Below are 24,523 nucleotides of genomic sequence, written 5' to 3' on the forward strand. Positions count from 1 at the left end.
AAACCTTCCTATCACTACTGCACCGACTGAATATAAGCAAAGATATCAAGAGTGTCCTGCTTATTCAGAATGCCGTTCCATGCGGGCATGCCTTTATCCACTTTACCGTTCAGGACTTTGGTCGCCAACATCTGAGGTGTGTGTCCCGACAAATTATGTAAGTTTTAGAATGACTTAACAATACTAGTTCAAAATCCTTTTTCTCTGTTAGATATAATAGGGCAATATGTTTACTTGTATCCTAAAGGATACAAGTGTAGTCTTGTCAAAGAATCTAACTATGCCGGAAATATTGAGACGATATCTCGGAATGATCTTCAGAATGCAGTTTGAAGGACATGAACCTCATCATCGCCCCCATATACACGTCAAATTTGGTGAGTACGAGATTTCTATTGCTATAGATAACATAGAAGCTATAGCTGGCTATTTACCCGCAAAAAAGCTTAAAAAAGCATTAGATTACATTGAAAACCATCAAGGTGCTCTTTTAGAGCAATGGAATAAGGCCGTTAACGGTGAACCAGTGAGAATGATTGAACCATGATTAAAATCGTTGATGTAGATTGGCAACAAGGCTTCGAACTAGAACTTCAATTTTCCAATGGTCTTCAGGGTAAAGTTGACTTAACTTCCTATTTTACTACTGCTTTAAATGAAGGGTTGCCAGAAGAAGAGTTTTGTCACTTTTCACTAGAAGATGACGGACTTTATTGGGCGAACGGAGTAAAACTGGAAAATCAGTCATTACATGATCTCACCGTTCTTAAAGGACGCTATAAACTTGTTAGTGAGTCTGAAATGCCCCCTATGCCTGATGATTTTGAAGCAGTAGTTAAACAAGCTTTATGGGACTCTGTGACCATGAAACGCCCAGATATTTTTCAGGCAGCGATTAAAGGCTTTGTTGATAAACTTGGTGTTTCTAATGTTCAGCAAGTCACTTCAATAAAGAGCCGCCCCAGCATATATAAGTCTTTGCACAACAAAAATTCCCCTAAATTTAGTACTTTAATCGAGCTGGCTCATGGTGTTTATAATATGCTTGCTGAATCTGTTGGTGGGAACACAGATGCTGCTAACCAGCTTAAACATGAGTACTCTGCTAGTTTAGCTTGTGGAGAAAATAATCTGATCAGCAAAAACAGTCCGTATATTTTTAAGAAGTACAACCCCATGCAAATGGAGTCTCAGTTAATAAAGTCTCACAATCCATTAAGTAGCAATAACAGGAGTTAATCAGGTTAACTGTGCTTTGGAAAGTAACACTGTTCAAAATATTACCCTGCAAATCCACTACTGCACCGACTGAATATAAGCAAAGATATCAAGAGTGTCCTGCTTACTCAGAATGCCGTTCCATGCGGGCATGCCTTTATCCACTTTACCGTTCAGGACTTTGCCCGCCAGCTTCTCTTTTGAGGCGAACAATTTGTTCAGTTTTTTGGCGATATTGGAAGGCTGGTTTGGCAGGGTCGCCGCCGCAGTACCGTCGCCATGCCCTGAAACACCGTGGCACACCTGACAGTACTGAGTATATTTTGTTTTGCCGTTGCTGATACCAGTCTGAGCGATACCAGCCTGTACATAGCTCGTTGAGGACATCAGTATCAGGCTAATTGCGGCAGTTTTAAAAAGAGACTTCATAGCTTCACTTTCACTTATTCTGTTATTGATGATTAGCATGGTAGTGAGACTGGCGTGGATAAAATGTGAAGCTATCTCCGTATGATTATCAGCTAATGTTGGCGGTAATACTCTTCATGAGCCAGCTTTTGAAATTCTCCCTGTCTGGCCGAATAAAATGGCACGTAGAGGTATATCTCTTTTATCTAATATGAAATTAGACACACTTCCATTGAACTACTATGTTTAGTTAGATTCAACTAGTACTTTAGAGGTATCTAAACTTACTGGAAAGGTGACGAACGAGAGAGGAAGAAGGTAGGTTAAATGGAAATGTCAAAAGCCTTTTATTATTCAATTCTTGACTCGTTGCCTGAGCAGCTTGCCGTAATCGACCTTTCCGGAAAAATAATCTACGTAAATGATAGCTGGCAGCACTTTGGTGACTGTAATGAGTACAACGAAAAAGTGTCATGGTTAAATCAAAATTATCTCACCACTTGTGAGAAAGCGGCCAAAGCCGGAGACGAAGATGCCAAAGTCGTTGTTGAAGGGTTAACCGAGCTAATCAGCTCTGAGATGGCCTCTTTCTACTTTGAGTATCCTTGTCATAGCCCGACAGAGCAACGTTGGTTTATGATGAGGGCGGTGCCATTTTATACAGATAGCTCTCGCTGTATTGTAATTACCCATCAGAATATTACTAAGCGCAAACTTGCTGAGCAACGTGCGGCTGAGTTAGCGGTGCTTGACCCGTTAACCGGCATTGCTAACCGGAGAAAATTTGATGAGTATCTGGCGCTTCAATGGCGGGAATTAGCGAGAAGCAAGAAATCGCTTTCGTTGATTTTTATAGATATTGATCACTTTAAGTTAATCAATGACAACTACGGTCATCCCACCGGAGATCAAGTTTTGGTGGAAGTGGCGAGTGTCCTGAAGGGCTTCGCCAGAAGGCCATATGATATCTGTGCACGATATGGCGGAGAAGAGTTTATGCTGTTGTTGAGTCATACAAATCTGTCGCAGGCACGGAAAATAGCACAGCGAGTTCAAAGTGAAATCCGTAATTACTCATTTGTAAAAGATAGCCCTGAGTTTAGTCAACCTGTGACCATCAGTATTGGCCTTGCTACTACGCAGCCTACTCCGGATACGGATATGTATACCTTTATCGACTTCGCTGACAAGCTGCTTTATCAGGCTAAAAATGGCGGTCGTGACCGTATCGTTAGCTCTGCCATCAATTATTCAGAAAAAGCCAATGCAAAGGTTTGATTAATAAAGCAGCAAGCTAAACAGACTAATCATTTTCAAACTAGACATGTTATTCAATTGGAATTACAATGTATATACATTGTAATTCTGTTTGGAGGTATCTATGAAACCTGAAATGATTGAAGTGAACTCGGTTGGTGTTATTGAACGTATCTGTATTCTGTCTGTAACCGTATTAATGTCAGTATTTGCTTTCGCATAACCGCACACTAATCCGTAAAGTAAAGCCGTATAAGAGTGAGTCGAATGTTCTTACTCTTATACGGCTTACTTGTTTCTGTGGCTTAGTTTGCGGCTTTTTTTATAGCAGCCATTTTAATAGCAGAAATAGCGCCATACTGATACCGGCGGTTGCGATAACATTTTTGCTTTTCCATGCCACCAACGCAGCAACCAGCGCTCCTATCAGATAAGGGTTTAGTGGATTCAGGTTCAGCTCTCCCCCCGGCAGAAAGACAATAGGTGCCCAGATGGCGGTGAGAACGGCAGGGCTGGAGTAGTTCAATATCTTCTGTGCAGTTGGGTTAAGCCTTAATGGTATGGCAGGTTCCAGAAACAGATAACGGCTGAGAAACACAATCACTGTCATAGCAAGTATGGATAGCATAATCATTGTTTTTCTCCTTCTGTGGAATGGTCAGTCGAGTTTTGTTTTTGCTTAGTAACAGATTCACACCAGTAGCCGGTTAGCATTCCGGCTATTGAGGCGATCATCAGGGCTCCTTCGATCTGGTAGTGAGTACAGAGCACAGAGATAACCAGTGACACAATGACGGCCGCCAGAACCGGATAGCTTTTAACTCCGGGGACAACCAGCGCAATAAACGTAGCGGCAACAGCAAAGTCTAATCCGGCTTCAGTCAGGCCGGGGATATAGTTTCCCGCCACTATGCCGGCAAAGGTGGCCAGATTCCACACAACATAGAAAGCACCTCCTGCTCCCAGCGCATACCACTTGTTAAACTCCCTTTGTGATTGATTTGCACAAACGGCGAACAGTTCATCCGTCAGCCAGAAGCCCAGTATCAGACGCCAGCGAAGCGGCAGAGTGCTGATTCTGTCACGCAGGGATACGCTGTAGAGCAGATGCCTTGAAGTGATAAAAAAAGTGGTCAGCAGCAGTGTACCGATACCGACTCCGGCTTTAAACATACCTACGGCAACCAGTTGTGCAGACCCTGCAAACAGAATGGCAGACATGGCTTGCGCTTCAAATGTGGATAGACCGGCTTCAATAGCAAAGGATCCTGCCAGTATTCCCCATGGAACTACGGCAATACACAGGGGCATTACTGCCAGAATGCCTTTTAGCAACTGTTGCCTGCCGGAATGCGCTATTTGCGCGGGCGTGTCGGTGAACTCAATACTCATACAATCTCCTCTTTTTCTAACCAAATTAGAAGAGAGTGCTCAATGGGGATTGTATAAATTTGCGCGGGTTTAGATCATTTTCAGGTACTGGCCGGGGGTAAAGCCCATGGCACGTTTAAAGTGACGGTGGAAATGACTTTGATCGTGAAAGCCCGATTCTTGTGCAGTATCCGAAATGGAATGCCCCTGTTTTAGTAGCTTTCTTGCCAGTCTGAGACGGGACTGAATCTGATAGGCGTGCGGTGGCAAGCCATACTCTTTCTGAAAGGATCGAACCAGATGGTAAGGACTAAGATTAGCCAGCTTTGCCAAATCGTCCAGCGACACATCCGTTTGCGGAAAATCATCAAGGAACTCTTTTACCAGATGAGTCTGGCGTTTCGGATGCCGGGCATCTTTTACTGTCAGGGAAGACTTACCGTGCTTAGCGATAAGTTTGACAAAGGTTCTGTACAGCAAAGTCTCCCGCAGCAGGCGATTATCTGAGTTTTCCAGTGTATCGAACACCAGCCGCAACTGATTGGCCAGTTCGGGGTCATTAACTACCGGCTGGCTAAAATAGGGTGCACCATAGTTTGGCAGGTTAAGCTCTCGGGTTATTCCTTCAAACTGCTCCGGAAGCGGATACATGGCTTTATATTGCCAGCCGCCTTCTGATGCCGAGTGACCACTATGAACCTGATCGGCATTAACCAGAATAATGGTGTCTTTCGGCGCGATATGATGACCGCCCGTGCGGTAAAAGCGTTGCGCCCCTTTTTCAATTACGCCTACTGTATAACCTTCATGGCTGTGCATGGAGAAGTTCTGTTTCTCGTATTTGGCATCAAGTATCTCAAGGCCGCCGAATTCATCGGCGACTGTGAAATTTGCCTGTTCTGCATTTTTTTTCTTAGCCATATACAAGAGTGATTTTTCGGGTGTTTTTATAAGTTTACTTTATGGGGCAGCTTTGTTTTGTACAAAATTGCTTTTTTTGTTTAACAATAAACAGGAAAAAGCGGCGGCTAACAAGTAGAATACGCGGCTGAAAAGTGTAGCCAGTAAATATTGAGCAAGTCGTGGATAGTAAACAGTTTGAATTATTAGCCCCCGGTGGGGATATAGAGTCGATAAAAGCCGCCATTGTAGCTGGTGCCGACGCCATTTATTGCGGTCTGGATCGGTTTAATGCCCGCAACCGCGCGGAAAACCTGACTCTGGATAATCTGAATGAGGTGATTGATATCGCCCATCAGCACGACTGCAAGATATTCCTCACCCTGAATATTGTGATTCTGGAAAACGAAATACCGGCCATTACCCGCCTGCTGCGTCAACTGCTGAGTACTAAAGTTGACGGTGTCATTGTGCAGGATCTTGGTCTGGCCTACATTTTGAAGCATCACTTTCCTCAGTTGGATGTGCACGCATCCACGCAGATGAACACCCACAATAAAGGGCAGATAAGCTTCCTAAACCAGCTTGGTGTCAGCCGGGTAAACCTGTCCCGTGAACTCAATATTGATGAGATTAAAACACTGGCGAAATTTGGTCTGCAGCATAACGTGCTAATGGAAGTATTTGTTCACGGCTCTTACTGCATCGGCTTCTCTGGTTTGTGTTATATCAGTTCAGTGAGAAATGGTGCATCGGGCAACCGTGGCCGTTGCAGCCAGCCGTGTCGTGATCAGTATCAGACAACAGAAGCGGGCAGCGATTATCCCCTGAATATGAAAGATAACTCCGCTTTTGGTGATCTGAAAGAGCTGGCCGATGCAGGTGTCTATTCACTGAAAGTGGAAGGGCGCATAAAGAAATCCCACTATGTGTATACCGTGGTCGATAACTGGCGCAGACAAATAGATGCTTACTGTAATGGCGATGAGCTGCTGACAGACACCAGCGAGCTGTATACCGTATTTAATCGTGATTTTTCTAACGGTTACCTTAAGGCAGATATCCATCAGGATATGTTTATCAATAATCCGCGTGACCATTCCGCTAAGCACTTTACTGAAATTCACGCCTGCCATTCGCCGCAAGAGGTACAGAAGGTTAAGCAGCAGCTTTATGATAAGAAAACCGAAATCATCCGGCTGGTGGAAGAGAAGACCAAAAACCTGATGCCGGAGCAGGAAACAAGTAAAGTTACCAGCCTTAAAGGTGGTGGTGTAAATGATATTCCCCAGCTTGCTCCTCATTCAGAGTACAAAGGCGAGGCAGAGCTATCCGTTCTGTTGTCCAAAGCCGAGCAATTAGATAGTGTATCTCGTGACAATGTCACAATGCATTTTGAACTGCCTGTGTCTATGGCGCGCTCTTTTGACGATCATGTTGAGTTGTTCAGGGAGAATCCGTCTCTTGTTCCTTGGTTCCCTGCTGTATTGATTGAACAGGATTTCCAGATGGCGGTCGATTTTATTGAAGCCGTCAAACCAAAGCTGTTGGTAACAAACAACAGCGGAATTGGTTTGGTAGCGCAGCAGCAGGGTATCGACTGGATTGCCGGTCCGCAGATGAACGTGACTAACTCTTACGCTATTGAGTGTCTGAGAAAAGAGTTTGGCTGTGTTGGCGCCTTTATTTCTAACGAGTTAAACAAGGTTCAGGTGCAGCGGATTAAGAGACCTGAGGACTTCCGCCTGTTTTATAGCGTCTACCATCCCGTTAATCTGCTGACCAGCCGTCAGTGTCTGTTCCAGCAGAGCATCGGCTGTAAGAAGATGCGTATTAACAAAGGTTGTATGCCAAGGTGCGAAAAACACACATCGATTATCAACCTGAAGGATAACCCTTATATCGTCGATAAGCAGCGCGGTCACTACAACAGTTTGTATGCGGAGTTCCATTACCTGAATACCGATGTGGTTTCTGATCTCAAGGGCTTGTTTAGTGATTACCTGTTGGATCTACGACCGATTGAGACCATGACCAGCCAGAAGTGGCAGCATGATGAGTTGATTGGTGGTGTCCGTTCCCTGATAAAAGGTGAACAAGGCTCGGCTGAGCTAATCAGGCAGCAGGTTTCTCCGACCATGGATAACCAGTACCGCAAAGGGTTATAGGTAACCTGAACTAAGGTGATAAAAAAAGGCTAAGTGGGTTGCTCACTTAGCCTCTGTTTTTCTGCAAATTAGTTTTATTGATCAGCCGGAAAAACAACGCCTGTCTGCTTTCTTATTTCCGCAATCACTTCAGCGACTTCCAGCGAACGCTGCTTACAGTGCGAGCATGTGTATCCTTGTTCTATCTGATCGGCAAATACATCCGCTTCATAGCTCATGGTGTTTTCTGCCTGAGGCAGATTGAATTCTTGTCGCTGCCCGCCTCTTTTTTGCAGGGTAAAGCCGCTGCATTCGGAGAAATGATCCAGCAGAATTACGCCCTCTTCACCCTGAATTTCACTCGGAACATAGCCGTCAGATACCTTAGAGTGCTGAACCGTGACGATAAAGTTAGGGTAGCTGAGCAGAGCAAGGCCGTGGCCGTCAACGCCGGAGGAGAGAAGCTTGGCGCTGGCCTGAATCTGTTCCGGCTTACCGAACAGTGACACCGCAGCCGCTACGCAGTAGTAGCCGATATCCATAATAGATCCGTTGGAGAAAGCCGGATTGAAAGTGTTCGGGTTTTCACCGTTCAGGTATTTCTGGTAACGGGATGAGTATTGGCAGTAGCTTAGATAAACGCTGTTTAGCTTGCCGACATTTGGCAGGTTGCGCTTCAGTTCCTCAAAGTTTGGCAGAAACTCTGTCTTAAAGGCTTCAAACAGCACAACGTTGTTCTCTTCTGCCGTAGCATACATCTGTTGTGCCTGCTCAAAGTTAGAGGCGACAGGTTTTTCACAAATGACGTGCTTTTTATGTTCCATCATCAGACAAGCCTGCTGGCAGTGAAGGCTGTTCGGAGAGGCGATGTAAACAGCGTCGACATTAGTATCGGCCGCAAGCTCATCAAGGTTGTCGTAGTAATGGCAGCCTACGGCTTGTAGGGGGGTGCAAAACGCTTCGGCTGAATCTATAGCGCGGGAGTAAACTGCGCTTAGCTGAAAACGGCCGGTTTCAATAGCGGCTTCTACAAATCGTTCTGTGATCCAGTTGGTTCCGATTACTGCTAAATTGATCATGAGTCTCTGCCTAAATCTGAATGGAGTTGGAGTGGATTAATTCTAGCACCAAAAATAACAGCAGTCACAGTAACGGTTTATGATAAATGGTTATTTTATAGCGTATTTTTTTTGAAGTACAAGATGATGAAAATTCAAGTTCGAAGAGGATTTTTTTGCTAGTTGAACTGAAAACTGGTACTTGCTTCCGGTTTTTAATGGTTAATTTATACTCTTCACCTAGCTATGAAATAAATCACATTATTTATAAGGATTTAGGCGCACTCTAATAACTCTAGTGTAGTAGTGAAGTCGCATTTTAGATATCGTTAATGAATAAGGATTAAGGAATAATCTTGCATAGACGGATCCGAAAAATGACCTGGAAGACGAGTAGGCGGTTGAGCCCGCCAACTCAGAAGATGTTTTGAATTCTTTTCCGGTAATTTTTTAGGAGTCTAATATGCCAAATAAAATCCGCAATATCGCCTTTGTCGGGCAGAGTGGTACCGGCAAAACCAGCCTCGTCGAACGGTTACTCTTTGAGTCTGAAGCCACAACACATCTCGGTAGCGTCGAAAAAGGCGATACCGTCACCGACTTTGATGACCAATCTATTCACTACCACCATAGTATTGAAGCCACTCCAGTGACTTTAAGCTGGAATAAACACCGTATGAACTATATCGACACTCCGGGGCAGACCGAGCTGCTGGGGCGTACTTTTAGTGTTTTTCCTGCAGTAGAAACCACCGCTATGGTGGTGGATGCAAATACCCCGCTCAATCAGGTTTCTGACCGTCTGCATGCCTTTGCCACAGAGCAGAAAAAGTGCCAGATGATTGTGGTAAACAAGATCGATCAGAATCCGGATAAAGTCGTTGAGCTGATGGCAGAAATAACAGAACATTTCGGCGATTGCTGTCTTCCTATCAATCTGCCATCAGAAGACGGCAGCAGCGTTGTTGACTGCTATTTTGAACCCCAATATGACGTAGCTACTCTGTTTGATGACGTGACCAGTGCTCATGAAAGCCTTGTTGATCAAGTTATTGAAGTCGATGAAGATCTGATGGAACTCTATCTTGAGCAGGGTTCAGAGCTAAGCCCTAACCAGCTACATGACCCGTTTGAAGAGGCATTGCGTACTGGGCATATCATCCCGGTCTGCTTTGTTTCAGCTGAAAGCGGCGCTGGTGTTTCCCTACTGCTGAGAACGTTGGCTGAAATTATGCCTATGCCTTATGAAGGCAACCCGCCACTGCTGGAGAAAGACGGCAAGCAGGTTCCTGTGGACTGCGATACGCTGGAGCATACCGTGGCTCATGTTTATAAGGTTAGCGTTGACCCTTATATGGGTAAACTGGCGTACATCCGGGTATTTCAGGGCGAGATTAATGCCGGTAGTCAGCTGTATGTGGGCGAAAGTAATAAAGCCTTTAAAGTCGGTCATTTATACCAGCTACAAGGCAAAAAACGTATTGAGATAAACAGGGCGATCGCTGGTGATTTCTGCGTGCTGGCCAAGGTTGATGAGCTTCAGTTTGATTCAGTGATTCATGACTCCCATGATGAAGACGGCGTGCATATGCGTACTCTCTCTTTCCCTGAGTCCATGTACAGTCAGGTATTGAAACCAACCAAACGGGGTGATGAGCAGAAGCTTTCTGAAATCTTGCACCGTATCGTGGCAGAAGATCCTTCGCTGCGTATTGAGCATAGAACCAGAACTAACGAGACATTGCTGAGTGGGCAGGGTGAGTTCCACCTTAAAGTAGCTCTAGAGAAGATGGAGTCTGTTTACAAACTGGTGGTTGAAACCTCTCAGCCAAGTGTTGAGTACTACGAAGCGATCACTAAACCGGCTGAAGGCCATTATCGTCATAAGAAACAGAGTGGCGGTGCCGGTCAGTTTGGTGAAGTGCAGCTTAAGGTTCGTCCGTTAGAGCGAGGCGAAGGCTTTAAGTTTGTCAACAAGGTGGTTGGTGGCGCCATTCCTACTGCACTGATCCCTGCGGTTGAAAAAGGTATCCGTCAGGCACTGGATGAAGGTGCCATTTCCGGTAACCCGATTAAGGATATCGAAGTCACCGTTTACGACGGCAAGTATCACTCTGTTGACTCGAAAGAGATTGCCTTTGTTATTGCCGGTAAGAAAGCATTTTTAGATGCGGTAAATAATGCCGGGCCAATTGTGCTTGAACCTATTGTGCAGATGGAACTGCATATTCCGATGCAGGCAGTGGGTGATGTCTCAGGTGACTTGTCCGGTAACCGTGGCCTGATTGAAGGCAGCGAGTCACAGCCGAATAACTTTACTATGCTGAAAGCCAAGTCACCGATTAATGAGCTGCAGGATTATGCCCGCAGGCTGAAAGCGATGACAGGTGGTGAAGGCAGCTTCAGTATGACTCTGAGTCACTATGAACCAGCGCCACCGGCAGTGCAGAAGGAGGTGTGCAAAGCCGCTGCTGCTGAATAAGATATTCTGTGTTTTGTTTCACGTTTGCCCCCGGTACCGTTGTCCGGGGGCTTTTTTATTTTCTATTGAACTTCTTTTAATGAGAAACAGTCCTATTAACAAAATTCTATAAACAAGGCTTTGTTAATGACAAACAGATTCCGCTATCTGCTATTGGTGGCAGTAACAGCATTGCTAACCGCCTGCTCTTCTGCAGATAAAACTGAACAGCATCCGCTGTTTGTACCCTCAGCCAGCGACTTTCCCACTCAGGAATTTGCATCTTTTGCTCTGTATCAACAAGGGATAAGTGAATGGTTAAAGCAGAACCGGGTAATGCTTAACGGTGATGCTAAGCAGGAACTGGATAGAAACGCGCCCTTTGAATTAAAACCGCAAAACGGAACAGTGCCTGAAAAAGGAGTCATTCTGGTACATGGTTTGGGTGACTCTCCATGGTCTTTTATCGATCTGGCGCAGGAGTTTGCTTCTCAGGGATATCTGGTCAGAACCTTGTTACTGCCGGGACATGGTAGCCGCCCTGCTGATCTGATTAACGCCGATGTTGATGACTGGAAGAATCTGGTGCGTTATCAGGTAAAACTGATGAAGGCAGATGTAAAGCATGTCTCCCTTGGCGGGTTTTCTACCGGAGCAAATCTGGTGACGGAATATGCTATTGATGACCCCGAAATCGAAAGCCTTTACCTGTTTTCACCGGCCTTTAAATCCGACAGCAATATCGACTTCCTGGCACCGCTAAGTGCTTCCATGATTGACTGGATTTATCAGGGTGATCCTGCCAGCCACACCAATACAGCACGATATAATACAGTGCCTATGAACGGCTTTGCTCAGTATTACTGGACCAGCGCCGATGTTCAGAAGCGTCTGGATAACAAGGTGTTTGACCGTCCTGCTTTTCTTGCAGTAACTGAAAGTGACAGTGTGGTGGATGTCAGGGAAGTATTGAGTCTATTTGAGAGCCGCTTTACTCATCCGGCAAGTCGCTTTATCTGGTATGGCAATGATCCACAAAGTAAGGATAGCAGGGTGGTCAGCTTTAAAGGCAGGTTACCTGATTACAGGATCAGTAACTTTTCTCATATGAGCTTGTTGTTCCGCAAAGATAACCCTTATTACGGTGAACATGGTAGCTACCGTATGTGCCGTAACGGTGAAGAAGAAGCCGCCAGAGAAAAATGTCGCAACGGAGCCGAGGTCTGGTATTCTGCCTATGGTTACCGTGAGCCGGGGAAAATCCACGCCCGGTTAACCTTTAATCCCCATTTTAACAAGATGAGCCGTTATATCAGGCAGGTACAGGCTGCTTCACACGAGGCTGGCCTGACATTGACGAAAAGAGAGCAGTAATGGAAAAGTTTGAAGCGATTTATCACAGGGCAGCAGAGCGTAAAGGAGGCGAAAGCCGGCTGGAAGAGCTGGTCAGTCAGCCTCTGAGCAGGGAAGAGATTGCTGCTATCAGTAATGATCGCTGGTTGTCAGCCTTTAGTATGAAGGTGTTTCAGTGTGGTATTTCATGGCAGGTGGTGCGAAACAAGTGGCCGGGATTTGAAGAGCTGTTTTTCGGTTTTAAGGTCGAACCACTGTTGATGCTGTCTGAAGAGCAATGGGAAAATAAAGCCAAAGATACCCGTATTATCCGTCACCTGACCAAAGTGATGTCGATTCAGGATAATGCTCATATGATTCACCGCGCTTCTGTTGACCACGGTTCATTTGGTCAGATGGTGGCAGAGTGGCCAGCTGAGGACATTACCGGTTTGTGGGAGTATCTGAAAAAACACGGTAAAAGATTGGGTGGCAATACCGGCCCATACGCTTTAAGGCAGTTAGGTGTGGACACCTTCATTCTCTCTTCGGATGTTGAAAGTTACCTGAGAAACAGTGGCATTATTGATTCCGGCAGAGGAACAAAAAGGGTCATGAAAGCTGCGACAGAAGCCTTTAACCAGTGGCAACAGGAATCGCAGCGATCCCTGACCGAGATTAGCCAGATTATCGCCTACAGCTGTGGGGATAACCGGGTACAGTAATCTCAATATTTTAATCGCTTAGCACAGATACAAGAAGAGGAGGTCTCATACCTCCTCTTCTGCATTTGAAGTCTTTCAGGCTAAAGGGGTTAGCCTAGTGAAGGCAGATAACCGAAGGTAATCATAAACTGAGCGGCAACAATCAATACACCGACACATGTCACCAGTGCCAGACTCATTTGCCCGCCTCTTACCTGATATCCCGCCTCACCAGCAAGTGGCAGAGAAGTATCCTGACGCGCTTTTCTTACCATAGCGACTGGCAGGAAAATTGCCAGAACAGCCAGAGCAATCGCGGCGTAACCCAGCGCCATAATAAAGCCCTGAGGGTAGAACAGAGCAAAACACATTGGCGGCAGGAAGGTAACAAAAGCGGATACCACGCGGTTGTTACTGCCGGTTCCTTTCTTCATGGTATCGCCAAGAAATTCAAACAGACCAAGACTTACACCAAGGAAAGAAGTCAGCAGGGCAAGGTCAGCGAACAGGCCTATAATCTGGCCAAGCTGGCTGAAGTGAACCTTAGTAGCCAGAGAGGCAATCAGCGCACTCAGGCCTTGACTTTCTGTCAGTTCCTGTTGGCTGACAACACCCAGCGTTACGATTTGCCAGAACAGGTAGATAACCAAAGGAATGGCTGAACCGATAATGATGGCTTTCTTCAGTGAGCGGGTATCTCCTTCCAGATAGTTAACAATAGCCGGAATGCTGCCGTGGAAACCAAATGAAGTAAAGATCACCGGAATGGACGCCACAATAAGGCCCTGCTGCAGCGGCATGTTCAGCAGGTAAGATTCTGTTACATTTGGTGCAAGGAAGAACAGCACCACCACCATCGCAATCAGCTTAGTGGCAAACAGTAAGCGGTTAATACGATCAACGGTGCCTGTCCCGATAGTGACAACCAGTGCCACAATAAAAGTAAACAGTATGGTCGCTACAGAGCTGCCCAGTTCAATGCCTGTCAGTTGAACAATACGCTGACCAAATTGCGAGCCGCCACCGGCAATATAGGCAGCACAAAGGGCGTAAAAAAGAAACATCATGGAAAAACTGGCAATCCACTTACCTTTTTTGCCAAGAAACTGTTTAGCCAAAGTGTGCAAGGTTGCGTCTGCCGGTGCATGCTGATGAAGTTCCAACATCAGAAGTGCCGTATAAGTCATTAATGCCCATAGCAGAGCCATAATGGCGAGTGAGGTGAAAAAACCGATTCCTGCAGAAGCAAGGGGTAAGGCCAGCATGCCGGCACCAATGGTGGTACCCGCAACAATCAAAGTACTGCCTAAAACTTTGGATTTTGTCATTGTATATAATCTTTTACAGTTTGCGTTGTGTTAACAGTGTGTTAATCCGGAAAATAGCAAGGATATGGCTATATCTAACGGTGTTTGTGGATTCTGTAGCATTTAAGATTGCGGATCAAGTTTATCTGTAAAATAAATTACCATTAGTGTAAGCAATAATGTACGTGGTGAGCGGTTTTAGATTTTAAGGCTATCTGGAGTCTGAGCTTATGATTCGTTAGTGTACTAGTTCGCTAGTTTATTGATATAAGTTGTATAGTGTAGATGAATCAGACAATTACCCAGAGCGCAGCTCAATCCGTTCCTTCCCGTGAAACCTTTAGTTCTAGAATCGGCTTTGTTTTAGCGGCCGCTGGTGCCGCCGTCGGACTAGGCAATATCTGGGGCTTTCCCACACAAGCTGCCAGTAATGGTGGTGGTGCCTTCCTGCTTGTTTACCTGCTGATGATACTGCTGGTGGCATTTCCTATGCTGGTAGTGGAGATGGCTATTGGTCGTTATGGTCAGGCAAACCCTGTTGACAGTATGAAATCCCTCTCTTTAAATCCGTTGGCTAAACAAACCGGGGCTGCGGTAGGCTGGCTGGGACTAAGTGTGCCATGTGCAGTTCTGGCTTTTTACAGCATTGTTGGTGGCTGGTTGATCTGCTTTCTGCTGGGGGCTTCCGCAGAGTTAATGGGTATGGAGTCTGCGGCATCATGGTTTAAAGGCTTCAGTGTCGAGCGTAATCTGTTTGGCACTTTAGTGTTTTATGTTCTGACTATCCTGATTGTTCAGGGGGGTGTAAAGCAGGGGATTGAGAAGTGGTCAACCCGCCTGATGCCGGCTCTGTTTGCGCTGTTTGGCCTGTTGTTTATCTATATCATGAGTCAGGATGGTGCCATGACAGGACTAAAGCACTATCTTGTTCCTGATTTCTCTAAGGTGTTTGACCGCAAGTTGCTGTTGGCGGCAATGGGGCAGGGCTTCTTCTCACTAACTATTGGTGGCTGCTCAATGCTGATTTATGGCTCTTACCTGAGTAAAAAAGAGAGCCTGCCTAAAATGGCCATGAGTGTCACTCTGGTTGATACCGCGGTGGCCTTTATTGCTGGTCTTGTAGTGTTACCTGCTATGTTTGTCGCTATGCAGAAAGGGGTTGAGATCTATGCACAGGACGGCTCATTACTTAGCTCTGATACTTTAGTATTTACGGTACTGCCGTTAATGTTTGAGAGCCTTGGTTTTATTGGGCAGATTTTTGCGGTTATCTTTTTCCTTCTGCTGACCATTGCTGCACTGACTTCTTCTATCTCTATGCTGGAATGTCCGGTAGCATTAGTTGGTGAGCGCACACATACTTCACGTGGCTTTCTTTCATGGATTATTGGTGGCCTTATTGCTCTATTTAGTGTGCTGATTGTCTATAACTTTTCCGCCATGTTTGGCTTAGTTGCCACAGTAGCAACTCAATACCTTCAGCCGGTAGCTGCGCTGATGTTTTGCCTGTTTGGTGGCTGGGTGTGGAACCGTAATGCGAAGCTTAAAGAGCTATCTCAAGGCAGCGAAGATTTCGAGAAAACCGTCTTCGGCCGCCTCTGGCCTCTGTATGTGAAGTTCGTTTGCCCGTTACTGGTAGCAACGGTGTTGTGGGCGTCACTGGGTTAAGTGCGAGTCATTTTCTCACTCAAAATATAAAGGGTAGCTAGTTAAAGCTACCCTTTCTGTTTCTTGTTCAATGCGGCCTGATTTTACACTGTAAAGCGGCCGACCAGCTCTGACAGCTCCTGTGCCTTGCTATTAAGCTGCTGTCCGGCATTGCGGTTTTCATTCGCCAGCTCGGCTGACTGATGGCTCTGTTCGGTAATCACTTCGACCCGTTGAGAGATGTTATTACCCACCTGACTCTGCTCTTCTGTTGCGGTGGCGATCAGTGAGTTCATATCCATTATGACGTTAATAGACTCCTGAATCTGCACAATAGCGCTTGCAGCGGCATTGGCCTCTTCCACTGTTTGGCTACTACGCTGTTTACTCTTATCCATGGTCTGAACGGCGGCATCAGATGCGGCTTTAAGTTGTTCAATCATCTTATGGATTTCCAGCGTACTGTCCTGAGTCCGGCTGGCTAGCTGGCGCACTTCATCAGCAACAACAGCAAAGCCCCGTCCCTGTTCACCGGCACGGGCGGCTTCAATGGCGGCGTTAAGCGCCAACAGGTTAGTTTGTTCAGCAATATCCTGAATCACTTCCAGAGAACTGGATATATTCTGCACATCGCCTTCAAGTTTAGAAACGACTTCACTGGCAGTTTCCACCTCTCCCGCCAGTGCTTCAACAGAGCCGGCAGCCGCAGTGACGATTCGCATCGCTTCACTGGAGTTCTCTTCTGCTGCCTTAGCGGATTCAGCCGCCTGTGTGGCGTTATCAGAAATCTCATGAGCGGTGGCCGTCATTTCTGTCATTGCCGTAGCAACCTGTTCCGTCTCGCTTCGCTGCCCTGAAGTAAGTTGATCCACCTGCTCAGCACGATGAGACATATTAGTGGTCTCACCGGCCACTTCCGAGCTAACCTGGGTGACGCTTTTGACAATGGACTGAAGGCTCTCTACAAAGCGGTTAAAGTTATGGCTGAGGCGGTTAAATTCCGGAATAGAAAAACGCTCCATACGCGCTGTTAGATCGGCATCTCCCGAGGCGAATGAGGCAATAGAGCGGTCGAAGGCTTCCAGCGGGCGAATGATACTTTGATTAACAATAATGGCGAACAGAACCACCACCACCACTATTGCCAGCGATACCAGACTATTGTTTGTCAGGGCTGAGTCGGTGAGGTTTTGAGATTCCAGCTCCATTCGAGCCATTGTGGTATCAACATCATCGATATAGAAACCAGTACCGACAATCAAGTCCCACTGAGGAAGATAGATAGAGTAAGAGAGCTTAGGAGCGGGGACATCTTCGCCCGGCTTAGGGAAGTAGTAGGTGGTGTAGCCGCCGCCACTTTTGGCCTGTTTAATAATGTCCTGAAGCAGCAGGAATCCGTTTACATCTTTCAGGTTCCAGAAACTGTCTCCCAGCCCCTTAGTGCTCTGTCCCTGTAGTAAGCGGATCGCCTTGGAGTCATAGCCAAAGATATAGCCGCTTTCGCTATATTTGATGTTATACAACAAGGCAATAGCTTCTTCGCGGCTGGCGTTGCTCTGCTTCAGCGGAGTAAGTAGCGTATCGACAATCTCCATAAAGGAGCGAAGCTCTTCTTGTTTGGTTTCAATCAGGCTCTCTCTGGAAGCCTCCATTTGCGAATGGCTAAGGTCATTAAGCTCATAGCGGGTGAGGTAAATGTTACTCAGTGAAATGAGTAACAAAGGAAGAAGCGCAAGAATATAAAGCCGAATCTTTAATGTCAGGTTCATTATTAATTACCCTAATTTTTATATGTATATTTATATTAAGTCTAGCCAACAAGTATCTACTTGCCTCTACTACTCTGGTATTAGCTGCGGTATAAAACACCATAAATAGCTGCAAAAATATACTTGAAAGGTCAAAAGACCTTCTATGTAAACGTAGGATAAAGGATGGAAAAGGGATAACCGGGAGAAGAGAAACTAGTCGGGCATCACAAAGATATCCGACTTTTTGCATATATTTCCTGTTAGTTTTGTCCGGCAGTAGTGCAGGGCGTTTAGTCCGGGAAGGGGCTTAGAATCAAAAGGTTAGCAAACTAAGCAATAAAAGAGGAGATAACGCCAATAACACCACCGAACACACCACCCCAGACTACCAGCCAGCCGAGATGCTGTTTAATCATCTTCTGTACTATCTCTTTGACCAGTTTCGGTGTCAGCTCACTTAGGCGCTGATCGATGATCTCTTCGATATTTTGCTGAATTTCTTCCATCATTTTCGGCTGTTCTAGCTGTTGCTTAAGAGCCTCTTTTACGTTGTCACTCTGGCTGATATCCACGACAGACTCTTTCATCTTTTCCACAAAAGGTGCTTTTAACGGTTGCAGGGCATCACGACCGCCAAACATATCAATCATTCCGCCAAAAGATGAGGCAGCGATAACATCGACCAGTGACTCAAAGGTAGGTTCAAAATCGATGTTGTTAATGACTGGCTCAAGTTCAATCTTTATTCCGCCAGCCATCTCCTGGCTAAGAAATCGGTCGATATTGGCATCGGTAAAAAACTGCTCCATCATCAGGGATTTGATGGCCAGTTTAAACTCTTCAAAGCGGGCAGGAATAACACCGGAACCATAAAGGCCGGGTACCTTCTCGAAGAGCATATGAATCGCCAGCCAGTTGGTGATGGCGCCAGAGAAAGCAAATAGACCGGCATAAAGTAGTACCTGCTGATCCGTTTGGTAGCCGACCGCTAGTAGTGCCAGCGCTATAAGATTGGTTATAAAGCTTTTGTTCATTGTGGTTGTTGTCAGATATAAATCGTGGGCGAATTTTAGAGAAGATGAGGGGAGATTGGAAGTCTGTTACTTTGAAATGCCTATATAAAGAAAGAGCTATTATTGATAAGCATAATCTTCTCAGAAACAAAAAGCCGGAAGCGAACTTCCGGCTTAGTAACTTATCAGGGTGAGATTTCAATTATGACTGACGCGATGGAGTCATCTCTTGCTCCTGCTCATCCAGATGAGAGAAGTGGATCTCTTCCTCTTTTTCGCCAGCGTGCGGGTCTGCGAAACGGTTCAGATCCATCTCTTTTTCAGACTTAGCTACGATACAGCTAACGGCACTGTCACCAGTGATGTTTACCGCGGTACGGATCATATCCAGCAGACGGTCAACACCCATAATCAGAGCGATACCTTCCAGCGGCAGACCAACCTGATTCAGTACCATTGCCAGCATAATCAGACCAACGCCCGGAACACCCGCAGTACCAACAGAAGCCAATGTCGCTGTGAAGATAACCGTCAGATAGTCACCCAGAGTCAGGTCGATATTAAACGCCTGAGCAATAAATGCGGTAGCAACACCTTGCATGATGGCAGTACCATCCATGTTGATAGTTGCACCCAGAGGAACTGTAAATGACGCTACCTTGTTGCTCACACCCAGACGGTTAGTCACTGTTTCCATAGTTACAGGAATAGTGGCGTTTGAAGAAGCGGTAGAGAAAGCAAACATCACAGCGTCTTTCATCTTCTTCAGGAAGGTAACAGGATTCAGGTTACCAAACACTTTCAGCATAAAGCTGTAAGTGATAAAGCCGTGAATCAGAAGCGTTGCCGCCAGAACCACAAAGTACTCAGCCAGATTAACGATGGCGCTCAGACCTAAGCCGGTAAATAGCTTAGACATCAGGAAGAACACACCATAAGGGGCAATGTTCATCAGCAGGGCAACCAGCTTCATGATCACTTCATTCAAAGCTTTGAACATAGAAGCGACTTGTTCTCCCGCTTTACCAGACAGGCTGATAGCGATACCAAACAGAATCGCAAATACGATGATTTGTAGTGTCTTACCTTCTGCCATCGCGCTGATCGGGTTAGTCGGGAACATCTGAATAATCACGTCGCCTAGCGAAGGCGCTTCTTTGGCGACAAAGCTACCTGCGGCAGTCAGGTCTGCACCTGCCCCCGGCTGGAATATGGTGCCCATAAACAGTGCCAAAGAGATAGCAATTGCCGTGGTCGTGATATAGAAAAGCAGGGTTTTTCCGCCCAGACGGCCTAGTGTTGCTACGTCTTTAAGAGAGCTGGTACCACAGACCAGAGAGACAAAGACAAGAGGAACAACCAGCATTTTCAGGCTGGCAATAAAGATTTTGCCGCCAACATCCAGAAAGCCGTTTACCACGTAGGTATCGATAAATGCATTACCATCGAAAAATGTTCGGATAGCTAAACCTGTGAGAATGCCAAGTACCATCCCCAGAATGACTCTGTTAGTCAGGGACAGCTTATTAGAATTTCCATCCATTATTTCACCTTAAACATCTTTTATTTCGGCCGAGCAGAATAAGGTAAAATTTTTGTTCCGACAATCTTGACAAAAGCAGCGCAATATAGTCATTTTTTGTTAAAAAGAGTGAATGTTTCTGATTTGTTAATGAATGTTGGCAATTTTATGTCATATGCAATCTAAAAATTTGAACTTGATTCAAATATGATATTTACATAAATATCAGTCACTTACCAAAAGTTACTTAGTTTGATGTCTGAGGTGGTCAAAAAGTAACCGGTTGGCTGCTATTAATGACTGATTAACACGCCAGTTTTGAGGGAATATTTTCAAAAGAGTTAGAATAATGTGAGCTGAGTAAGGTTTGTATATACGTTTTTCACGCATAATCGCCCCTTTTGCCTCCCTGATTCTCGCCATTATCGACTTTTTCTGTTAAAACTGCCTCTTTTAATGAAAAAAGGTAAAGAGATTAATCGAATAAATTACATCAAACCGCTATATCCAGCAGCCGATCAGAGCGTTATGATACGGATTCTGAGTGATTCCAGATTCTGTTGAAAAAGAGATGAAAGTTATCTCCGCCTGACAGGTTCTTATTGCTAAGTGATCTCCTCAGACAAACAAAACACATTCCACTGTGTGAGAACAATATGAATAATATAGAAGAAAGTACCGTTCGCCCCGAGAACAATCTGATTGTCATTTTTGGTGCTTCTGGTGATTTAACGCACCGGAAGCTGATCCCTGCTCTATACCATCTGTACGCAAATGATATGTTGCCGGACAACTTTGCCGTATTAGGCGTAAGCCGGACAGCATTCAGCGATGATGAGTTTCAGGTAAAAATGAAGCAAGCTTTGACTGAAAATGAAAAAGTGCAGCCCGAAACCCTCGATGCCTTTATACAGCACCTTTATTACCAGCCGCTGAATACCTCCTCTGTAGAAGAGTATGGTGTATTGAAACAGAGGCTGGAGTTGCTTAGCGATAAGCACGACACTGGTGGTAACACCGTTTACTATTTATCTACGCCTCCAAGCCTTTATGGCGTCATTCCTGAATGTCTTGCCGCTCACGGTCTTAATAAAGAAGAAGACGGCTGGAAGAACCTGATTGTTGAAAAGCCGTTTGGTTACGATCTTCAATCTGCCGAAGACCTTGATAAGCAGATACATGCTTGTTTTCAGGAACATCAGATCTACCGTATTGACCACTATTTAGGTAAAGAGACAGTACAGAATCTTCTGGTACTGCGCTTCTCCAACGCTATGTTTGAGCCTTTGTGGAACCGCAACTATATCGATCATGTCGAGATCACCGCAGCTGAGTTCCTCGGTGTTGAAGAGCGTGGTGGTTACTACGACTGCGCTGGTGCAGTGCGCGATATGTTCCAGAACCACTTGTTGCAGGTGCTGGCTATGGTGGGAATGGAGCCCCCTTCGGTTATCAATGCCGATTCCATGCGTGATGAAGCCGTCAAGGTGATGCAGTGTTTCCGCCCGCTGTCGGACGACGATTTGCAAAAAAATCTGGTACTGGGCCAATACACTCATTCCCATGTGCGTGGTGAAGAGTTACCCGGTTACCGTGAGGAGCAAGGGGTAGCTGATGATTCCAGAACAGAAACCTATGTCGGCCTTAAGATGTTTATCGATAACTGGCGCTGGAACGGAGTGCCGTTTTATGTGCGTACCGGTAAGCGACTGCCGACGCGGGTAACGGAAGTGGTAATTCACTTCAAAAACACCCCACATCCGGTATTTGGTGTCAATGCACCAGAAAATAAGTTGATTATCCGTATTCAGCCTGATGAAGGTATTCTGCTTAGCTTTGGCCTTAAAGAGCCGGGAGCCGGTTTTAAAGCGAAAGAAGTATCAATGGATTTCCGTTACGGCGATCTGGAAGAGAGCAATATGCTGACGGCTTATGAGCGCCTGATTCTGGATTGTATGAAGAGCGATGCCACCCTGTTTGCCCGTACCGATGCAGTGCGTGCCTGTTGGGAATTTGTCGAGCCTATATTAAAGCATAAACAAAATCCTGAGCACCTGTTTGGTTACGCGGCGGGAACCTGGGGGCCGAAAGAGGCGGATGAACTGCTGACCAATGATGGCCGCGACTGGCGCTTCCCGTGTAAAAACCTGACTAATACCGAGTATTGTGAGTTATAGAAAATGAACTATCAGATATTTCAAACACCAGAGCAGGTGGTTACTGCTCTGGCTGAAGATATGCTGGCACTGAGCGAGCAGGAAAGAGAGACTCATATTTCACTTTCCGGTGGCCGCTCGCCTAAACTGCTGTTCCGCACTTTGGCGCAAGCGCCTTATAAGCAAAAAATAAACTGGGCTAATCTGCACTTCTGGTGGGGGGATGAGCGTTGTGTTGAACCAACAGATGCAGAAAGCAACTTTGGTGAAGCCAATGAGTTGCTGTTTAAGCATATCGATATTCCACAGAAGAACATTCACCGTATTCTCGGCGAGAACTCACCAGAACCGGAAGCAAAAAGATTTGCTGATGAGATGCAGCAGCTAATTCCGGCAGAAAACGGATTACCTGCCTTTGACTGGATTATGCTGGGCATGGGTACAGACGGGCATACAGCTTCGCTGTTCCCTAACCAGACCAACTATGATGAGCCAGCTATTGCATTGGTGGCAGCGCACCCTGAAAGCGGTCAGTTACGGGTGTCTAAGTCTGCCCGTCTGCTGCAAAACGCAAAACGCATCACTTATCTGGTGCTGGGTGACAGTAAAGCGGAAGTACTAAAGCAAATTCAACAACAGCCGGCAGAGCAACTGCCTTATCCGGCTGCAAAGATTAAATCACTCCACGGCCAGACCGAATGGTTTGTGGATGCACAGGCAGCAAGCTTGCTTGTTAAAGGAGAGAAATAATGAAAGGCGATATTGGTGTAATTGGTTTAGCGGTAATGGGTCAGAACCTGATCCTTAATATGAACGACAACGGATTTAAAGTCGTTGCTTATAACCGTACCGTATCCAAGGTTGAGGAGTTTCTGCAGGGCGCTGCAAAGGGAACCAATATTATCGGTGCAGAGTCGCTGGAAGATCTGGTGGCGAAACTGGAAAGCCCGCGTAAAGTGATGCTGATGGTTCGTGCCGGTGAAGTGGTTGACTCCTTTATTGATGCGCTGGTTCCTCTGCTGGACAAAGGCGACATTATTATTGATGGCGGTAACTCAAACTACCCTGATACCAACCGTCGTGTTGCTGCGCTGAAAGAGCAGGGCATTCACTATGTAGGCAGCGGTGTATCCGGCGGTGAAGAGGGTGCGCGTTTCGGCCCTTCTATTATGCCGGGTGGTGCTCCTGAGGCATGGCCACATGTGAAACCGATCTTTCAGGCCATTTCCGCCAAGACTGACAGTGGTGAAGCTTGCTGTGACTGGGTTGGTAAAGATGGTTCAGGCCACTTTGTTAAGATGGTTCACAACGGTATTGAATATGGTGATATGCAGCTTATCAGCGAAGCCTACCACTTTATGAAAGAAGGTCTGGGGCTGTCACACGATGAGATGCAAGCCATCTTTGAAGAGTGGAAGAGCACAGAGCTGGACAGTTATCTGGTTGATATTACGACGGATATCCTTGGCTATAAAGACGAAGACGGCGAGCCGCTGGTTGAGAAGATTCTTGATACCGCCGGTCAGAAGGGTACCGGTAAATGGACGGGCATTAATGCACTGGACTTAGGTATTCCTCTTACTCTGATCACTGAGTCTGTTTTTGCCCGTTGCCTGTCAGCACTGAAAGATCAACGCGTAGCCGCAGAAGCTGAGTTTGCTAAAACCATTCAGCCGGTGGAGGGTGATAAGAAAGAGTGGGTAGATGCCCTTCGTCAGGCACTATTGGCTTCAAAAATTATCTCTTATGCACAGGGCTTTATGCTGATCCGTGAAGCGTCAGAAGAGTATGACTGGTCACTGAACTACGGTAGCGTGGCACTAATGTGGCGCGGAGGCTGTATTATCCGCAGTGCTTTCCTTGGCAATATCCGTGATGCTTATGAGACTAACCCGGATATCAAGTTCCTTGGTTCGGATGCTTACTTTAAAGATATTCTGCAACGCAGCCTATCGGCATGGCGTAAAGTTGCGGCTAAGTCACTGGAGATCGGTTTGCCTATGCCTACCATGACATCGGCACTCACTTTCCTTGATGGTTATACTACCGCCCGCCTTCCGGCAAATATGCTTCAGGCACAGCGTGATTACTTTGGTGCCCATACTTATGAGCGTGTTGACCAGCCAAAGGGTCAGTTCTTCCATACCAACTGGACAGGCACCGGCGGCGATACAGCATCAACTACTTATGATGTTTAACTTGCTGCGCTGATTTTGAAAGCTCTCTCACCAGAGGGAGTCTTTCAGACAAAAGAAAACGGCCACCATATTA

General features: G+C 46.0%; 21 protein-coding genes. 11 read left to right on the top strand and 10 right to left on the bottom strand.

Features of this window, described 5'->3' with window-relative positions; translation table 11 throughout:
• Positions 1-14: 14 nt before the first annotated feature.
• Positions 15-131, bottom strand: coding sequence for a c-type cytochrome (locus tag PK654_RS23050; protein WP_443088759.1), 117 nt, complete (start codon positions 129-131; stop codon positions 15-17).
• Positions 132-280: 149 nt separating this feature from the next.
• Between PK654_RS23050 and dhiT the strand changes: the two genes are divergently transcribed.
• Positions 281-547 carry a type II toxin-antitoxin system toxin DhiT gene (dhiT, locus tag PK654_RS17150; RefSeq protein ID WP_443088760.1) on the top strand — a complete coding sequence of 89 codons (267 nt, stop codon included), beginning with the start codon at positions 281-283 and terminating at the stop codon, positions 545-547.
• On the top strand, positions 544-1,239 hold the full coding sequence (locus PK654_RS17155) for a DUF2442 domain-containing protein (protein WP_271700226.1): 696 nt from the start codon (positions 544-546) through the stop codon (positions 1,237-1,239). Before dhiT ends, PK654_RS17155 begins: the two co-directional genes overlap by 4 nt.
• A 57-nt stretch (positions 1,240-1,296) precedes the next feature.
• Here the strand turns inward: PK654_RS17155 and PK654_RS17160 are convergent, their stop codons facing one another.
• Positions 1,297-1,647, bottom strand: coding sequence for a c-type cytochrome (locus PK654_RS17160; RefSeq protein ID WP_271700227.1), 351 nt, complete (start codon positions 1,645-1,647; stop codon positions 1,297-1,299).
• Between the two features lie 306 nt (positions 1,648-1,953).
• Here PK654_RS17160 and PK654_RS17165 point away from each other — a divergent pair, with 306 nt between their 5' ends.
• Positions 1,954-2,904 (top strand): sensor domain-containing diguanylate cyclase, encoded by a 951-nt coding sequence (locus tag PK654_RS17165; RefSeq protein ID WP_271700229.1) that lies wholly within the window; start codon positions 1,954-1,956, stop codon positions 2,902-2,904.
• Positions 2,905-3,205: 301 nt separating this feature from the next.
• On the opposite strand, the gene PK654_RS17170 is transcribed toward PK654_RS17165, so the two are convergent.
• The 3 genes from PK654_RS17170 to PK654_RS17180 form a co-directional block, all read right to left on the bottom strand.
• Positions 3,206-3,517, bottom strand: coding sequence for an AzlD domain-containing protein (locus tag PK654_RS17170; protein WP_271700230.1), 312 nt, complete (start codon positions 3,515-3,517; stop codon positions 3,206-3,208).
• The gene (locus tag PK654_RS17175; protein WP_271700232.1) at positions 3,514-4,275 is read right to left on the bottom strand and encodes an AzlC family ABC transporter permease; all 762 of its coding nucleotides are present in this window, start codon (positions 4,273-4,275) and stop codon (positions 3,514-3,516) included. The genes PK654_RS17170 and PK654_RS17175 overlap by 4 nt, the downstream gene beginning before the upstream one ends.
• Positions 4,276-4,344: 69 nt before the next feature.
• Positions 4,345-5,175, bottom strand: coding sequence for an AraC family transcriptional regulator (locus PK654_RS17180; RefSeq protein WP_271700233.1), 831 nt, complete (start codon positions 5,173-5,175; stop codon positions 4,345-4,347).
• Between the two features lie 161 nt (positions 5,176-5,336).
• On the opposite strand from PK654_RS17180, the gene PK654_RS17185 reads away from it, so the two are divergent.
• Positions 5,337-7,322, top strand: coding sequence for a peptidase U32 family protein (locus PK654_RS17185; protein WP_271700235.1), 1,986 nt, complete (start codon positions 5,337-5,339; stop codon positions 7,320-7,322).
• Between the two features lie 74 nt (positions 7,323-7,396).
• On the opposite strand, the gene PK654_RS17190 is transcribed toward PK654_RS17185, so the two are convergent.
• Positions 7,397-8,380, bottom strand: coding sequence for a Gfo/Idh/MocA family protein (locus tag PK654_RS17190; protein WP_271700236.1), 984 nt, complete (start codon positions 8,378-8,380; stop codon positions 7,397-7,399).
• Between the two features lie 442 nt (positions 8,381-8,822).
• Between PK654_RS17190 and fusA the strand changes: the two genes are divergently transcribed.
• From fusA to PK654_RS17205, 3 genes are all read left to right on the top strand, one after another.
• A complete protein-coding gene (fusA, locus tag PK654_RS17195; RefSeq protein WP_271700238.1) occupies positions 8,823-10,841 on the top strand; it encodes an elongation factor G in 2,019 nt (672 codons plus the stop codon).
• Positions 10,842-10,967: 126 nt separating this feature from the next.
• Entirely contained in the window at positions 10,968-12,194 is a 1,227-nt protein-coding gene (locus PK654_RS17200; RefSeq protein ID WP_271700240.1) for an alpha/beta hydrolase, read from the top strand.
• Positions 12,194-12,877 (top strand): DNA-3-methyladenine glycosylase I, encoded by a 684-nt coding sequence (locus tag PK654_RS17205; RefSeq protein WP_271700242.1) that lies wholly within the window; start codon positions 12,194-12,196, stop codon positions 12,875-12,877. Before PK654_RS17200 ends, PK654_RS17205 begins: the two co-directional genes overlap by 1 nt.
• Positions 12,878-12,966: 89 nt before the next feature.
• On the opposite strand, the gene PK654_RS17210 is transcribed toward PK654_RS17205, so the two are convergent.
• Positions 12,967-14,184, bottom strand: a complete 1,218-nt coding sequence (locus PK654_RS17210) for an aromatic amino acid transport family protein (RefSeq protein ID WP_271700244.1) — start codon at positions 14,182-14,184, stop codon at positions 12,967-12,969.
• A 264-nt stretch (positions 14,185-14,448) separates the two neighbouring features.
• Between PK654_RS17210 and PK654_RS17215 the strand changes: the two genes are divergently transcribed.
• The gene (locus PK654_RS17215) at positions 14,449-15,831 is read left to right on the top strand and encodes a sodium-dependent transporter (RefSeq protein ID WP_271700245.1); all 1,383 of its coding nucleotides are present in this window, start codon (positions 14,449-14,451) and stop codon (positions 15,829-15,831) included.
• 83 nt (positions 15,832-15,914) lie between these two features.
• On the opposite strand, the gene PK654_RS17220 is transcribed toward PK654_RS17215, so the two are convergent.
• The 3 genes from PK654_RS17220 to PK654_RS17230 all read right to left on the bottom strand — a co-directional run bounded on the left by PK654_RS17220 (position 15,915) and on the right by PK654_RS17230 (position 20,117).
• A complete protein-coding gene (locus tag PK654_RS17220) occupies positions 15,915-17,579 on the bottom strand; it encodes a methyl-accepting chemotaxis protein (RefSeq protein WP_271700247.1) in 1,665 nt (554 codons plus the stop codon).
• A 311-nt stretch (positions 17,580-17,890) separates the two neighbouring features.
• Positions 17,891-18,595, bottom strand: coding sequence for a DUF445 domain-containing protein (locus PK654_RS17225; protein ID WP_271700249.1), 705 nt, complete (start codon positions 18,593-18,595; stop codon positions 17,891-17,893).
• A gap of 181 nt (positions 18,596-18,776) precedes the next feature.
• Positions 18,777-20,117, bottom strand: a complete 1,341-nt coding sequence (locus tag PK654_RS17230; RefSeq protein WP_271700250.1) for a dicarboxylate/amino acid:cation symporter — start codon at positions 20,115-20,117, stop codon at positions 18,777-18,779.
• A 635-nt stretch (positions 20,118-20,752) separates the two neighbouring features.
• Between PK654_RS17230 and zwf the strand changes: the two genes are divergently transcribed.
• From zwf to gnd, 3 genes are read left to right on the top strand one after another with little or no spacing between them, the layout of a single operon-like run.
• Positions 20,753-22,273 carry a glucose-6-phosphate dehydrogenase gene (gene zwf / locus PK654_RS17235; protein WP_271700251.1) on the top strand — a complete coding sequence of 507 codons (1,521 nt, stop codon included), beginning with the start codon at positions 20,753-20,755 and terminating at the stop codon, positions 22,271-22,273.
• A 3-nt stretch (positions 22,274-22,276) separates the two neighbouring features.
• Positions 22,277-23,002, top strand: a complete 726-nt coding sequence (gene pgl / locus PK654_RS17240) for a 6-phosphogluconolactonase (RefSeq protein ID WP_271700252.1) — start codon at positions 22,277-22,279, stop codon at positions 23,000-23,002.
• On the top strand, positions 23,002-24,450 hold the full coding sequence (gnd, locus tag PK654_RS17245; protein WP_271700253.1) for a decarboxylating NADP(+)-dependent phosphogluconate dehydrogenase: 1,449 nt from the start codon (positions 23,002-23,004) through the stop codon (positions 24,448-24,450). Before pgl ends, gnd begins: the two co-directional genes overlap by 1 nt.
• Positions 24,451-24,523: the final 73 nt, after the last annotated feature.

The organism is Vibrio sp. SCSIO 43137, assembly GCF_028201475.1.
In the GTDB taxonomy this organism is placed as follows: domain Bacteria; phylum Pseudomonadota; class Gammaproteobacteria; order Enterobacterales; family Vibrionaceae; genus Vibrio.